Below are 13,938 nucleotides of genomic sequence, written 5' to 3' on the forward strand. Positions count from 1 at the left end.
TGTCTGATTGCTTTGCGCTGTTGGTTGCGTTGGAGTGCGGTTTCCGGCCAGGGGTTCGGTTTCCGGCGCTGGGTGCACTGTGTTGGTTACCTACCAGCCCGTTGTGTGCTGGTTCAAAGTCCCTGTCAGAAGGTGGTGACGTGCCGGTTGGGGTTGGGGCCCATGTTCCGTTTCACGCTCGGCGATCTGTGGGTCGATTCCCATACCGCTCAACTCAGCACGGTGGCGGGCAGAGTCATAGGCGCGGTCGGCATAGCTTGGGCCTGGCCGGGACAACGCGTATTCCCAGCGGACAGTCGGGCAGCTTGAGCCAGGAATTCCCACTACCGCCCTGGAAGCGTCGGGATGAACAATCCTCTCACCTTCAGGTAGGGGAGCAGTCAAGTTAGGGCATAGGCGGCCATGTCCGCGGCCTTCGTTCGGCGGTCGTATTCGGACACCAGTCCCGGCCAGTTGCTGACCACGCGTCCGGACGCGGTCCGGTACCAACTGCCGCGCGACGTCCAGACGGTGCCGTCGAGCCGTCGGCGCATCTCCTCGTCGAAACGTTCGGCGACGTCGGCGCGTACCTCCAGCGCCTGCCCCGGTGACAGGCGGCCGACCAGGTCGGCGATGTACCGGGCCTGACGTTCGATCATGTGGATGAAGGACCCGGCGCCGAGGTTCGTGTTCGGGCCGTACATCAGGAACAGGTTCGGGAACCCGGGTACCGCGATGCCCAGGTACGCCCGCGCGCCGCCTGCCCACGGCCCCGAGCGCAGGAACAGCAAGGAAACCCGTTGGATCAGACCGGCGATGGCCGCGTTGCCGACCAGGCCCGTGGTCAGCAGTTCGCCCAGCGCCCAGATCCCGGCGCGACCGGCCAACTGGATCTGCGGGACCGCGCGGAACAGCCCGTGGTGCCACTGGCGGTACTGCCGGTCGGGCTTCGGCAACAGGTACGGCGCGGTGCGCTGGAACACCGTCAGCTAATCCACCTGTGGCTGAATGCGTGGCACGAACTGGATCGCGCTGGCCCCGGTGCCGATCACCGCGACCCGTTCCCGATCCCGGCGAACCCGACCCGATGATGCCGACCGTGGTCATCCAGTGACGTTAACCCGCGTTGTCCCGTCCGGGGAATTGCGGCAGCGTGAGTGTCGCGGCGGTGGTGGCCAGCCACGTCAGCAGGTCGGTCAACGGGATCTTCTCGTGCCACCGTTCGGCCTGCCCGCGCAGCACGAGTTCGCCCGCGCCGAGGTCGATCCCGGTCAGCCGCAGGCCGCGGGGCAGGTCGGGGATCTCGACGAGCGCCGGCCGCAGCCGTTCGACGCCGCGCACCCGCATCGACCCCAGCTGCAGGGCCTTCGGGCGCAGGTGCACGCCCTGCTCGACGACGACGGGTTCGACTTCGAGGTGGCCCCAGGTCCGTCGGCGCGCCCAGCGCACCCGCATGACGCTGTCGTGGTCGATGTCGACGACGAGATCCGGCTGCACCTCGGCGACTTTGGCCCGCACGACGTCGGCCGTCAGGGTGATCGCCACGTCGACGTCACCGGCCATCACGCTCGGCGACGGCAGGGACTGGAACCGCAGGTCGCTCGCGGTGATCGCGAGCCGGTGCACCGGCGTGCCCGGCCAGGCCACGTCCCGGGCGAGAAACCAGACCCCGGGCACCTGGCCGAGCGCGAGCCCGACCGGGTCGACCTCGGCGTCGATCTCGACCGGGGTGAGCGTGACGTCCGCGTCGCCGACGCGCACGGTCAGCTCACGGCCGACGACGCGGTCACCCGCGGCGCGGACGGCGGCCTGCAGCACCGCCGCCGGACTGCCCGACACGAGGGCTTTCCCCGCGGCGAGCAGTCCTTCCAGCTCGCGCCACGGCCATGTCACTCGGCCGGTTCCTCGGACTTCTCGCGCCGGGCGACCGGGCGGATCCTGACCACACCGGAGTCCAGGTCCAGCGGGCCGTGCTCGAACCGCTCGCCGTCGCCCTGGTCGTCCGAGCTCTCCTTGCGGATCTTCGGGGCGCCGAAGAGCTCTCCGAACTGTGCCATTCCCCTACGGTAGCCGCACTCGCGGTTGTCGGGCAGCTCGCCGGGGTACCCGCGCTGGATGGACGACTTCGAGTTACTCCACCAGGCCAGGGCAGGTGCCCGCGAACTGGTCACGGTGGCCAGGCAGGGGGACACCACCGGAGTCTTCGACGTTCTGCGCAAACTCACCGGCAGCGACGACATCGCCGGCGCGGACACGCGCCTGGTCGTCGGCCAGCTCGTGTCCGCGTCGGCGCAGATGATGCTGCTGCGCGTCGGTGCTCAGCCGCAGGACGTCACGTACGCCGTCGACCTGCGCGACGACGACGAGTTCGCGGTGCCGATCGACGAGCTCGAACCGCCGCTGCGCGCCACGGTCCGGGCTCTGCTCGCCCAGCTCAACGGGCGGCCGGACGAAGCGGACTTCCAGCTCGACCTGGCCTTGTGCGAGCAGACGGTGCCGACCACGCTGGACGTGGTCGTGCACTCGCTGCTGTGGACCATCGGGTTGCTGGAGTGGTGCGAAGCCGAAGCCCAGTCGCCGCCCGAATGGCTGTCCGCCAACAGTTCACTCAACTGACAGCTCTCACCTGACGGCCCTGACGATCTCCGCGTAGGTCCTGGTGGACGGCAGGTGGGCGAGCAGGTGCCGGACCGAGCGGTCGGCGAAGCGCCGATCCTCCGCGCCGACCGCGTCGAGCGCCGACTGGATCTGATCGAACACGTAGTTCAACGAGCCCATCGCGGTGCCGCGAAAATCCGCGAGTCCCACCCTCGGCAGCTCACCCCCGTTCGCCCGGTAGCCCGCCACCAGCGCCCGAGCGCCGGTCGCGTTGATCCCGCCGTCGGGATTGACCACCCAGCTCGCGAGCGCCTGCGCCACTTCCCACTCCGGCGGCAACCCGCTGGCGTGCTCCCAGCCCGTCACGACCAGCTGGTCGCCTTCTCCGACACGGACATTGCCCGGGGTGATGTTGTTGTGGCACAGCACAGGCGCCGATGTCGACGTGCCGTGCCCGACGGACTCCAACTCGACCAGTGTGGGAATCGCCGCGGCGAGTGCCGCGGACCAGTCCGCGCCCTTGCTTTCCGCGATCCGGACCACGTCCGGCCAGCTCGTGGTGGTCAGCCGCTCGGCGTTCCACGGGCAGATGTCGGCCGCGGGGAACCGCAGCGCGTGCAGGGCCGCCAGGATCTGGCCGACCTGGTGGGTGACAGTGGCCCGGACCGGGGCGGCCAGGGTCGGGCCCGAGTGCATCCAGTGGTAGACGCGCCACAGGTTGCCGCCGAGTGGTTCCTGCGCGGCACCACCGGTACTCCGGACCGGGTGCGGCAGCAGCACGCCTGCCCGTGCCGCGGCTTCCTGGAACCGGGTGTTGTCCTCGCCGTCGGTGACCGGATACACGTGGTCGACGGTGGACGGCACGAACCGGCCGCGTTCGGTGTCCACCACCCAGCGCCTGCCGACCTCGGTGGGCCGGGACAGCGACCGCATCGGCCCGGCCACGTCACCGAGGCCGAACCGGGTGGCGATCAGCTGGGCGAGTTCGGGGGCCGCGACGTCAGCGTGGCCCTGTCCGCGGTCGACCTCGGCTTTCAGCTCGGTCCACGTGCGGAACCCGTACTGGCGCGCGAGCGACGCCTGCGCGTCGGACAGCGACGTGGCGGGGTCGATGTCCCGCAGACCGGCGAGCAGGTCCTTGGCCTGGCGGCGCAGGTGGTCGAGATGGGGGTTGTCGGGCAATGTCCTCATCGGGTGTTCGCACCTCGTTCGACGCCCGGACTCGCACGGGCGGAGCGGGGCACGGGCGACTCGGTCCGTCGCCTGCCGACCTGGGACAACGGGGTGGCTTCGAGCCTTCCGGCGAGTCGCGGCGCGTACCCCACGCGCTGCGTGCAGGCTAACCGCACCCGCCGGAAGGCTGTCAAGCCGTGTCGTCGGCTACCAGGACTGGAGCATCAGTAGGCGCGGTGATCGGGAGCGCCCGGGCGGCCCTTGACCTTGGTGACCGCGTTCTGGATCTGGGCGTGGTACTTGCCCTTGGTCTGCTTGTCGACGAACTGGCCTGCCTTGTCGGCCATCCTCGCGACCTTCTCCGGGTTCTTGCGCGCGTACCGGCGTGCGGCCTCCGCCGCGCCGGCCAGCACGGTCAGCTTTCGGAACAGTCGGGCCATGGTGAACCTTTCGCAAGCGGGTGCTTCCGTCCTGACAACGTCCGGGATACCCACTCCGGTTCCGGTCAAATCGCCCGTTCGGCCGTCATGATCAGGCCGGTTGGTGCAGCACAATCGGGTGCGAAGAGTAGTCGCCCGACACACAGAGTCAGTGAGATCGACTTCACACGGTCCGCAGACCGGATCTGGCACTCTGATCTCCGGTGGCCGGTGTCCTTCGCCGGCGAGATCCGGAACAATGACGCGGGCGACGTCGGTGAGACGAGGGGGAGACCTGTGGGCGTGCTGGTTCGGTCGGGTGGCTGGAGAGGTGCCTTGGTGCGCAGGGTTGTCCTCGCCGCGCTCGGGACCCTGATCGCCGGTCTGCTGAGCGCGGTTCCCGCTTCCGGAGACGAGGAAGCCGAGCAGCCGACCACGGTGGCCGGGCTCCTCGGCTACTACAAGGACCTGAGCAACAAGGCCGAACGCGTCAACGAGGACCTGCTGCGCATCCAGGGGGAACTGGAGGCCAAGCGCCAGGAGTCCAAGGACGCGGGCGGTCGCGCGGACTCCGCCCGCAAGCAGGCCGACGACTTCCGTGCCAAGGTCAACCAGGCCCACCAGGACAAGTCACGGGTGGACTCGCTGCTCTCGCCGTCGGGCGACCTGAACGCGATGAACGCCTTCCTGACCGGCAGCAGCCGTGACGACGTGGTGAGCAGGATGCGAGCCGCGAGCATGGCCTCGCAGCTCAGCGGAACCGCGGCGGAGCAGGGCCGCAAGGCCGTCATCGACATGGAACGCGCAGCCAAGGACGCCGCGGCGGCGCAGAACGAAGTCCGCCGGACCGAAGCGGTGCTGGAAGCGGGCGCGGCCCAGGTGCAGCGCCGCCGCGACGAGCTGGTCAAGCAGATCGAGCAGGTCAAGGGCGTGATCGATCGGCTGACGCCCGAGCAGAAGGCGATGCTGGCCGACAACGGCGACAGCCCGAGCAGCGTGCAGATCCCGCACGGTGACGTCGGTGCCGTACTCCGGTACGCCCTCGGGAAGATCGGCAGCCCCTACGTGTGGGGCGCGGTGGGACCGGACACGTTCGACTGCTCCGGCCTGATGATGACCGCCTACCGGGTCGCCGGGGTGAACCTGCCGCGCGTCTCGATCCAGCAGTCGGCCGTCGGCCAGGCGATCCCGCGCTACCAGGTCCGCGCGGGCGACATGATCTTCTACTTCAGCCCGGTGCACCACGTGGCCATGGCGATCGACGGCAACCGCGCCGTGCACGCCCCGAGCTCGGGGCAGAACGTCAAGATCGCCCCGATCGACTCGATCGGCCCGGTCACGGTCATCCGCCGGGTGATGAACTAAGTCGTGGCCCCATGTCCGGCCGGTGAGGTGCGGGCGGACATGGGAAGCAGTGGCTAGACGGCGACGGTCGCGGTGATGAACGGGTCCGGGTCGGCGACGATGGCCCGGACGGCGGACGCCGCGGCGCCGCGGACGGCTGCCTCCGTGCCCAGTGTGGACGGCAGGATTCGTAACTGTGACCAGGTCGCGCTGACCACACGTGTGGTCAGCTCGTCCAGCAGCAGGTCGTGCAGCCATGGCTCGATCCGGGCGTAGGTGCCGCCCAGCACGATCGTCGGCACGTCCAGCAGGTTGACCACAGTGGACAACGCGGTGCCCAGCCACCTGGCCACCGAGCGGGTCGCGGCCAGTGCCTTGCGGTCGTTGCCCCGCAACCGGTCCACCAGCGCGTCCACGTCCGGTGCGCCTGCTTGGCGCAGGATCGTGTCCTGGCCCGCCATGGCCTCCAGGCAGCCCCTCGCGCCGCAGGAACACTGCGGGCCCTTTGAGTCCACCGGCAGGTGGCCGACCTCGCCGCCGAATCCGCGGACGCCCTCGAACAGCACGCCGTCCATCACGATGCCCGCGCCGATCCCGATCTCCCCGGACACGTGCACGAAGTCGCGCAGTTCGCCGGGGTCACCGTGGTCGCCGCCCCACATCTCGCCGAGCGCGGCGAAGTTGGCCTCGTTGCCGACCATGATGGCCGTGTCGCCCAGGTCGACCCGGTCACGCAGTTCCGCCTGGACGTCCACGTCCCGCCACCCGAGATTCGGTGCTGTGCGCAGGAAACCCGTTGCCGACTCGACCAGCCCCGGCACGGCGACGCCCACGCCGCCCACCTGCGCGGGCAGTTCCGTGACGGTGGTGCGAATGGCTCGGGCCACTTTGGCCAGCACCCGGTTGGCCGGTTGGGCGCGGTTGTCGACCGGTTTGATCCGCTGACTGGCGACCGAACCGGTCAAATCGACCAAACAGGTCGCGATGTAGTCGACGCCGATTTCCACGCCCAGTCCGTGCGGACCTGCGGGGGACAACGACAACGTGGTGCCGCGCCTGCCTGGCCCGTCGCGTCGTGCGGGTTCGCCGTCGACGACGAGGTCCGCGGCGATGGCCCGGTCGACGAGGCTGGACACGGTGGCCTTGGTCAAGCCGGTCCGAGCGGCGACACCCGCGCGGGAAATACCAGGGGAATCGGCGATCGCGCCGAGCACGAGCGCTGAGTTGTGCCGTCGGACAGTGTGCTGTCCGGCTGGCTTCGGCTGTGTCACGCCGCCATGCTAGTGGCTGGTCCGCGAACGGGTGGGTTGCTTCGCCAGTGTGCCGCAGATAAGTTCAGGCATCGAACTATTGATGGCTCGAGCCCGGGGAGACGCCGTGAACGAACAACCCACACGCGCGGACAAGTTCAGCTTCGGCTTGTGGACCGTGGGGTGGCGGGCGGTCGACCCGTTCGGCGAGGCGACGAGGCCCGCGCTCGACCCGGTCGAAGCCGTGCGCCGGTTGGCCGAACTGGGCGCGTACGGCGTCACGTTCCACGACGACGACCTGATCCCGTTCGGCGCGGACGACACCGAGCGTGACCGTCAGATCCGCAGGTTCAAACAGGCACTGGCGGACACCGGCATGGTGGTGCCGATGGCCACCACGAACCTGTTCACCCACCCCGTGTTCCGCGACGGCGGCCTGACGAGCAACGACCGTTCGGTCCGCCGGTACGCGCTGCGCAAAGTCATGCGCAACATGGATCTCGCCGCGGAACTCGGCGCGGAGACCTATGTGCTGTGGGGTGGCCGTGAGGGGTCGGAGACCGACGCGGCCAAGGACGTCGCGGCGGCGATGGACCGCTACCGCGAAGGCATCGACACGCTCGCCCAGTACTCGATCGACCAGGGCCACGGCCTGAAACTGGCGCTCGAACCCAAGCCGAACGAGCCGCGTGGTGACATCTTCCTGCCGACGATCGGGCACGCGCTGGCGTTCATCTCGACGCTGCACCACCACGAGATGGTCGGCCTCAACCCGGAGGTCGGCCACGAGCAGATGGCCGGGCTGAACTTCGTGCACGGGATCGGTCAGGCGTTGTGGCAGGGCAAGCTGTTCCACATCGACCTCAACGGCCAGAAAGGCCCGCGCTACGACCAGGACCTGATCTTCGGCCACGGCGACCTGCTGTCCGCGTTCTTCCTCGTCGACCTCCTGGAGAACGGCGGTTACGAAGGCCCGCGCCACTTCGACTACAAGCCGTTGCGCACCGAGGACAGCGACGGTGTCTGGGCGAGCGCCGCCGCGAACATGCGCAGCTACCTGTTGCTGCGTGAGCGGGCTCGTGCCTTCCGTGCGGACCCGGCGGTGCAGGACGCGCTGGCGGCGTCCCGTGTCCCGGAACTGTCGGTGCCGACGCTGTCGCCGGGGGAGACGCCCGCGGACCTGCGCGCGGACACCTCGGCGTACGAGGACTTCGACCCGGACAAGGCGGCCGAGCGCGGTTACGGTTTCGTGCGCTTGTCGCAACTCGCCGTGGAACACGCGCTCGGCGCCCGCTGAGAACAATCACCCGGCCGCGCGTGGGGAACTTTGGGCGCCCGATGCCGGTAAGTGGCCTTCACGGCACATCCAGGGCTTAGCGAGGGGCGATGTCGGACACGGCTTCCAGTAGTCTGTCTACATCGGACTCGTTGGTGTACGGGGCGATTCCGGCGCGGACCGCGCCGGAATCGCCGAGGCCGAGCCACCGGGCGCATTCCAGTGCGTAGAACGTCCCAGCCGGGGCGTTCACGCCGCGTGCGGCGAGTTCGCGGTAGACGCCCACGGGCGCCACACCGTCCACTGTGAACAGTGTGGTCGGCGTCCGGTCGCGGTGCGGTGACCCGTGCAGCCTCGCCACTCCTGTCAAGCCAGCTTCCAGCCGCTTGCGCATGGCGCTCTCGTGCTGTTCCAACGCCTGCATCGACTGGGCGAGGCGCGTTCGGCGCGGCCCGCTGCCGGGCGTGAGGTCGGCAAGGAAGTCGATCGCCGCGGTGGTCCCGGCCAGCAACTCGTACGGCAGGGTGCCGTACTCGAACCGTTCGGGCACCACGTTCGTGGCCGGCAGCAGCTTGTCCGGCCGCAGCGACTCCAGCAAAGCCGGTCGCGCCGCGACCATGCCCATATGCGGACCTAGGAACTTGTACGGCGAGCACGCGTAGAAATCCGCGCCCATCGACTCGACGTCCACCCACGCGTGCGGCGTGAGGTGCACGCCATCCACGTACACCAGCGCGCCCGCCTCGTGGGCCTGCGGCGTGATCCGGGCGATGGACGGCCGTGTTCCCAACAGGTTCGACGCCGCGGTCACCGCGACGACACGGGTTCGTTCGGTGAGCAGGCCGGTGATCGCCGAGACGGGTAATTCGCCGGTCGACCGGTCGAACTCCGCCCAGCGGACACGGACGTCGTTGGCCTCGGCGGCCTGCACCCACGGCCGAATGTTCGCGTCGTGGTCCAGTTTGGTGACGATCACCTCGTCGCCCGGCTTCCACTTCTTGGCCAGCGTGCGGGACAGGTCGTAGGTCAGCTGGGTCATGCTGCGGCCGAAGACCACCCCCGACGGCTGCGCGCCCAGCAGGTCGGCGGCGGCCTGCCTGGCCGACTTGACGACGTACTCGGCTCTCAGTTCGGACGCGGTGATCGAGCCCCGGTTGGAGATCCCCGACCGCATGGTCGCCGCCACGGCGTCGGCGACCACGTCGGGGACCTGCGACCCACCGGGACCGTCGAAGTAGGCGACACCTTCCCGCAACGCCGGGAAATGGGCACGTACGGCCGCTACGTCGATTGGCATGCCGCCGACACTACCCGCGCGGGAGCGGTGATCACCGGTGAATGGGAGTGGTCGGGTCCACGCGGCCGGGTCAGTGGGGTTTGACCATGCCGACCTGCCAGGCGTCGAGGTAGCGCGAGCGGAACCCGGCCTCGCAGTAGGCGAGGTAGAACTCCCACATCCGGCGGAACACCGGGTCGAACCCGGCCGCCGACACCTTGTCCCACCCGGCGAGGAACCTCGTGCGCCACTCGTGCAGCGTCCGCGCGTAGTGCGGGCCGAGGTGGCGCTGCGACGTGATCCGCAGGCCGACACTGTCCACATTGTCCTGGATGGCGGGGACGGAGAGCAGTTGACCGCCGGGGAAGACGTACTTGTGGATCCACGTGTACGAGCGCCGCGTGGCCAGCATCCGGTCGTGCGGCATGGTGATCGCCTGCAACCCGACGCGCCCGCCCGGCCGCAGTGCCCGGTTGATCGTCTGGAAGTAGGTCGGCCAGTACTCCTCGCCGACCGCCTCGATCATCTCGACCGACACCACCGCGTCGTAGCTGCCCCGCGCTTCGCGGTAGTCCCGCAGCAGCACCTCGACCCGGTCGGTCAGCCCGGCCTCGGCGATCCGCCGCTCGGCCAGTTCCTTCTGCTCACCGGAGATCGTCATCGTCGTCACCCGTGCGCCGCGCCGTGCCGCGCGGATCGCCAACGCGCCCCAGCCGGTGCCGATCTCGAGCAGGTGCGTGCCCTGCCGGACGTCCGCGAGGTCCAGTATCCCGTCGATCTTGCGCAGTTGCGCGGCGTGCAGGTCGTCGCCGGGCTGGAACCACGCCGACGAGTACGTCATCGACGGGTCGAGGAACACCTCGAACATGTCGTTGGACAGGTCGTAGTGCCGGTGGATGTTGCCGCGCGCGCCGTCCACGGTGTTGCGTTCGTCGTCCGGCCTGGTCGCGTCCACGCAGCGCCGCAACACCTGCAGCGGTTTCGGGATCAGCACCGCCATCCGGCGGGCGAACGGCGTGAGCAACCCGGCCGGGTCGTTGCTCGTCCAGTCGCCCGCCATGTAGGCCTCGCCGAAGCCGATCTTGGCGTCGACGCCGAGCCGGTGGAAGAAGTCGTCCGGCCTGATCAGCCGCATCACCGGTCCGCCCATGCCGATCCGTTCCCCACCGGGGAACACGACCTGTACGGGCAGGCGGCGCACCGCTTGGCGGAACAGCCGTTCGGCGACCCACGCACGGACGGCGGACCGGGACGGCGTGGTCAACCCGGGCGAGATCTCGATGGCGGTCGCGGTCACTGGACACCTTCCTGGGGAACGTGCGGCGGTCGACGGACGATCGGTACGCGGCGCAGCCACAGTGCGATGCCGTGCCGACGGATCGATGCGCTGACCAGCCGCGTGATCAGCGGGCGGGTGGTGACCGCGCGGACGATCTCGCGTGCGGTCGCAGGCCTGCGCACGCCGCGCAAGGTGGCGACCAGCGGCGTCTGCCCGTGCTGGGTCAGCCGGATGGTCAACGCCAGCCGCTCGTCCGGTTCGGGCAGCCGCATCCGGTAGTCGCCGCCCATCTGCTGGAACGGCGACACGTAGAACTCCTTGGCAGTGGTGGCATTGCCGTGCTCGTCGGGGTCGAGGAGGTAGCAGTGCCGTTCGCCGTACGTGTTGTGGACCTCGGCCACGACACAAGCCAGCGACCCGTCGGGCCGATGGCACCAGAACACGCTGATCGGGTTGAAGACGTGCCCGAGCACACGGGCGTTGGCCAGCATCAGCACCTGGCCGCCGTCGAGGTCGACGCCGTGGCGGCGGCGCAGCCAGGCGTCGAGGTTCGCCCTGATGGACGCGTGCGGGTCGCCGAGGTGGTCCCGGCTGTCGAACCGGGCGAACGGCCGCAGCCACCACGGCAGCCGGGGCAGGTCGTCCAGGTCGACCAGCCACATGTAGACGCGGTGCCGGAACGCCCTCCTCGGCGGCACCTGCCGCACGTGTTCGACCTCGGCGTCGAAGAGCGCAGTCACCAGGTCACTCCTAGTGCGGCCGCCGCGCGTACCCCGGAAGCGCAGCCGTCCTCGTGGAAGCCCCAACCGTGGTACGCACCGGCGAACGCGACCCGGCTTGTGTTGAGCTCCGGCAGACGGCGTTGTGCGGCAACGGAAGCGGGCGTGTACACCGGGTGCTCGTAGACCATTTTGGCCAGTACGGTGTCCTCGCGGATCCGGCCGCTCGCGTTCAGCGTGACCACGTAGTCCAGTGGTTCGGACATCCGCATGAGCCGGTTCATGTGGTAGCTGACGAGCACCGGCCCGTCGTCGGTGCAGGCCGTCTTCAGGTAGTTCCACGACGCGGCCGCTCCGGTCGTGACCGGCAGCAGCGACGTGTCGGTGTGCAGCCACGTCTCGTTGCGCGAGTAGGTGAACGCCCCCAGCACGTCACGTTGCTCCTGGGTCGGCTGTGTGAGCATGGCCAGCGCCTGATCGGGGTGGGTGGCGATCACGACGTGGTCGACGCGATGGGCCTGCCCGCTGTCGTCGCGGATCTCCACGCCGTCGTCGAGGACGGAGACCACGCGGACCGGTGTGCTCACATGCACTGCGGACAGGTTCTTGGCCGCGCGCTCCACGTAGTTACGAGACCCGCCGACGACGGACCGCCATTGCGGCGACCCGGTCACCGACAGCATCCCGTGGTTGGCGAGGAACGCGAACAAGTACCGCGCCGGGTATTCACGCGAGACCCGCGGCCCGGCCGACCACACCGCGGAGACCACGGGCAGCACGAAATGCCGCACGAAGTACTCCGAGTAGCCGCCGATGGTCAGGAACGCCCCCAGCGTGACGTCGTCCAGCGTCTCGTCGGCGAGTATCCGCCTCGCATGCCGGTGAAACCGCGTGACCTCGGCCAACATGCCGAGATACCGGGGCCTGAGGTTGTCCGGCCGGGGGAACAGGCCGGGCACGCCCTTGGCGCCCGCGTACTCGAGCCCGCACCCAGCACATCGGACACTCATGGACATCTCGGTCGGCTGCGTGGTGACGCCGAGCTCGCCGAACAACCGCAGCAGATTCGGGTACGTCCGGTCGTTGTGCACGATGAAGCCGGTGTCCACAGCGACCACACCACCGTCCGGCGTGGACACGTCGTGCGTGTGCGCGTGTCCGCCCAGCCGTGGCTCGGACTCGAACAAGATCACGTCGTAACGGCGTTGCAGCAGGTAGGCGGCGGTCAACCCGGCGACACCCGCGCCGATGACAGCCACTCGGTTCGGTAGCACGCCCGTCATTCGGAGCCGGGCGCGCACCGGTTTGCCCCCGCTCGCCAATCCGATCCGGGCGCGGTGCCGAACCACAAGCGACGGAAAGGGGTAGCTGTGCGTGTGGCACCTGAGCTGGTTGGACTGGTCGAGCGGCTGCTGGGGGCGAGGATCCCGGTGGGTGTGCTGGCGTGGGACGGCAGCAGGGCGGGCAACCCGGACGGGCCGTGTGTCGTGCTCAACTCCCGACGGGCACTGCGGCACGTGCTGTGGCAGCCGGGCGAGCTGGGCCTGGCCAGGGCCTATGTCACCGGTGACCTGGACGTCGACGGTGACCTCGCCGAAGGGCTGAGCCGGTTCTGGCGACTGGGCCGCACGATCAGACCGGCGCCGAAGGACTGGGCCGAGATCGTCAAGGTGGCCGTCCGGCTCGGCGTGATCGGGCCACGGCCGAAGCCCCCGACCGCCGAGGCGCGCCTCGGTGGCAAGGTGCACACCCGGAGCAGGGACCGAGCGGCGATCGCACACCACTACGACCTGTCGAACGACTTCTACCAGCTGTTGCTCGACGAGAGCATGGCCTACTCGAGCGGGTACTGGACCTCCGGCGAGGCCTCGCTGGCCGACGCGCAGGCGGCGAAGCTGGACCTGGTCTGCCGGAAGCTGGACCTGCGCCCGGGCATGCGGCTGCTGGACGTCGGCTGCGGCTGGGGATCACTGGTGGTCCACGCGGCCAAGCACTACGGCGTGCACGTCACGGGCATCACGTTGTCCGCGCAGCAACGTGAGCACGTGCTGAAGCGCGCCGAGGGCCTGACGGTGGATGTCCGGCTGCAGGACTACCGGGAACTGGCCGACGAGCCGTTCGACGCGGTCGCGTCCATCGAGATGGGCGAGCACGTCGGCGAGGAGAACTACCCCGTCTACGCGGCCACGCTGTACCGGATGCTGAAGCCGCGAGGGCGGCTGGTGCTGCAGCAGATGTCCCGCGGCGCGGTGGCGCCGGGAGGTGGCGCGTTCATTGAGACCTACATCGTGCCGGACATGACCATGCGCCCGATCGGGGCGACGCTGAACCACTTGGCGGGAGCGGGTTTCGAGATCCGGGACGTGCAGGCGATGCGCGAGCACTACGTGACGACGTGCCACGCGTGGGCGGAGACCCTGGAGAAGCGCTGGACCGAAGTGGTCGATCTGGTCGGCCAGGAGCAGGCGAGGATCTGGCGGCTGTACCTGGCGGGTGGTGCGTTGGCGTTCGCGGAGAACAGGATGGGTGTCGACCAGATCGTCGCGACCAGGACGACGACGGACGGGAAGAGTGGGATGCCCCTGGCGGGGCGGCCGGGCAGTTGAGCTGTGCGTCCCGGTGCTC

14 protein-coding genes are annotated in these 13,938 nt (G+C 69.3%); 4 read left to right on the forward strand and 10 right to left on the reverse strand.

The features are described 5' to 3' along the window. Positions 1-380: 380 nt before the first annotated feature. The 3 genes from ALI144C_RS17240 to ALI144C_RS55530 all read right to left on the reverse strand — a co-directional run bounded on the left by ALI144C_RS17240 (position 381) and on the right by ALI144C_RS55530 (position 2,036). Positions 381-962: a hypothetical protein gene (locus tag ALI144C_RS17240; protein ID WP_076988133.1), complete on the reverse strand. Its 582-nt coding sequence runs from the start codon at positions 960-962 to the stop codon at positions 381-383. A 133-nt stretch (positions 963-1,095) separates the two neighbouring features. Then, entirely contained in the window at positions 1,096-1,872 is a 777-nt protein-coding gene (locus ALI144C_RS17245) for an LmeA family phospholipid-binding protein (protein WP_076988134.1), read from the reverse strand. After that, on the reverse strand, positions 1,869-2,036 hold the full coding sequence (locus ALI144C_RS55530) for a hypothetical protein (RefSeq protein WP_168211275.1): 168 nt from the start codon (positions 2,034-2,036) through the stop codon (positions 1,869-1,871). Before ALI144C_RS55530 ends, ALI144C_RS17245 begins: the two co-directional genes overlap by 4 nt. 58 nt (positions 2,037-2,094) lie before the next feature. Here ALI144C_RS55530 and ALI144C_RS17250 point away from each other — a divergent pair, with 58 nt between their 5' ends. Further along, a complete protein-coding gene (locus ALI144C_RS17250; protein ID WP_076988135.1) occupies positions 2,095-2,595 on the forward strand; it encodes a hypothetical protein in 501 nt (166 codons plus the stop codon). Between the two features lie 6 nt (positions 2,596-2,601). On the opposite strand, the gene ALI144C_RS17255 is transcribed toward ALI144C_RS17250, so the two are convergent. After that, on the reverse strand, positions 2,602-3,768 hold the full coding sequence (locus ALI144C_RS17255) for a phosphotransferase family protein (protein ID WP_076988136.1): 1,167 nt from the start codon (positions 3,766-3,768) through the stop codon (positions 2,602-2,604). Positions 3,769-3,974: 206 nt separating this feature from the next. Then, a complete protein-coding gene (locus ALI144C_RS17260; protein WP_076988137.1) occupies positions 3,975-4,190 on the reverse strand; it encodes an antitoxin in 216 nt (71 codons plus the stop codon). A gap of 318 nt (positions 4,191-4,508) precedes the next feature. Between ALI144C_RS17260 and ALI144C_RS17265 the strand changes: the two genes are divergently transcribed. Then, entirely contained in the window at positions 4,509-5,534 is a 1,026-nt protein-coding gene (locus ALI144C_RS17265) for a C40 family peptidase (protein ID WP_168211276.1), read from the forward strand. A 53-nt stretch (positions 5,535-5,587) separates the two neighbouring features. Here the strand turns inward: ALI144C_RS17265 and ALI144C_RS17270 are convergent, their stop codons facing one another. Continuing rightward, entirely contained in the window at positions 5,588-6,784 is a 1,197-nt protein-coding gene (locus tag ALI144C_RS17270; protein ID WP_076988139.1) for an ROK family transcriptional regulator, read from the reverse strand. A gap of 82 nt (positions 6,785-6,866) precedes the next feature. Between ALI144C_RS17270 and xylA the strand changes: the two genes are divergently transcribed. Continuing rightward, positions 6,867-8,060, forward strand: coding sequence for a xylose isomerase (gene xylA / locus ALI144C_RS17275; RefSeq protein WP_076988140.1), 1,194 nt, complete (start codon positions 6,867-6,869; stop codon positions 8,058-8,060). A 76-nt stretch (positions 8,061-8,136) separates the two neighbouring features. Here the strand turns inward: xylA and ALI144C_RS17280 are convergent, their stop codons facing one another. The 4 genes from ALI144C_RS17280 to ALI144C_RS17295 all read right to left on the reverse strand — a co-directional run bounded on the left by ALI144C_RS17280 (position 8,137) and on the right by ALI144C_RS17295 (position 12,596). Further along, complete coding sequence (locus ALI144C_RS17280) at positions 8,137-9,336, reverse strand: cysteine desulfurase-like protein (RefSeq protein ID WP_076988141.1); 1,200 nt, start codon at positions 9,334-9,336, stop codon at positions 8,137-8,139. 70 nt (positions 9,337-9,406) lie between these two features. Next, positions 9,407-10,612, reverse strand: coding sequence for an SAM-dependent methyltransferase (locus ALI144C_RS17285; protein WP_076988142.1), 1,206 nt, complete (start codon positions 10,610-10,612; stop codon positions 9,407-9,409). Then, on the reverse strand, positions 10,609-11,337 hold the full coding sequence (locus ALI144C_RS17290) for a DUF1365 domain-containing protein (protein ID WP_076988386.1): 729 nt from the start codon (positions 11,335-11,337) through the stop codon (positions 10,609-10,611). Before ALI144C_RS17290 ends, ALI144C_RS17285 begins: the two co-directional genes overlap by 4 nt. Beyond that, a complete protein-coding gene (locus ALI144C_RS17295) occupies positions 11,331-12,596 on the reverse strand; it encodes an NAD(P)/FAD-dependent oxidoreductase (protein WP_076988143.1) in 1,266 nt (421 codons plus the stop codon). The genes ALI144C_RS17290 and ALI144C_RS17295 overlap by 7 nt, the downstream gene beginning before the upstream one ends. Positions 12,597-12,683: 87 nt before the next feature. On the opposite strand from ALI144C_RS17295, the gene ALI144C_RS17300 reads away from it, so the two are divergent. Continuing rightward, the gene (locus tag ALI144C_RS17300) at positions 12,684-13,919 is read left to right on the forward strand and encodes an SAM-dependent methyltransferase (RefSeq protein ID WP_076988144.1); all 1,236 of its coding nucleotides are present in this window, start codon (positions 12,684-12,686) and stop codon (positions 13,917-13,919) included. The last annotated feature ends 19 nt before the right edge of the window (positions 13,920-13,938 follow it).

Origin of the sequence: Actinosynnema sp. ALI-1.44 (genome assembly GCF_001984155.1) — a bacterium.
Classification (GTDB): Bacteria; Actinomycetota; Actinomycetes; order Mycobacteriales; family Pseudonocardiaceae; genus Kibdelosporangium.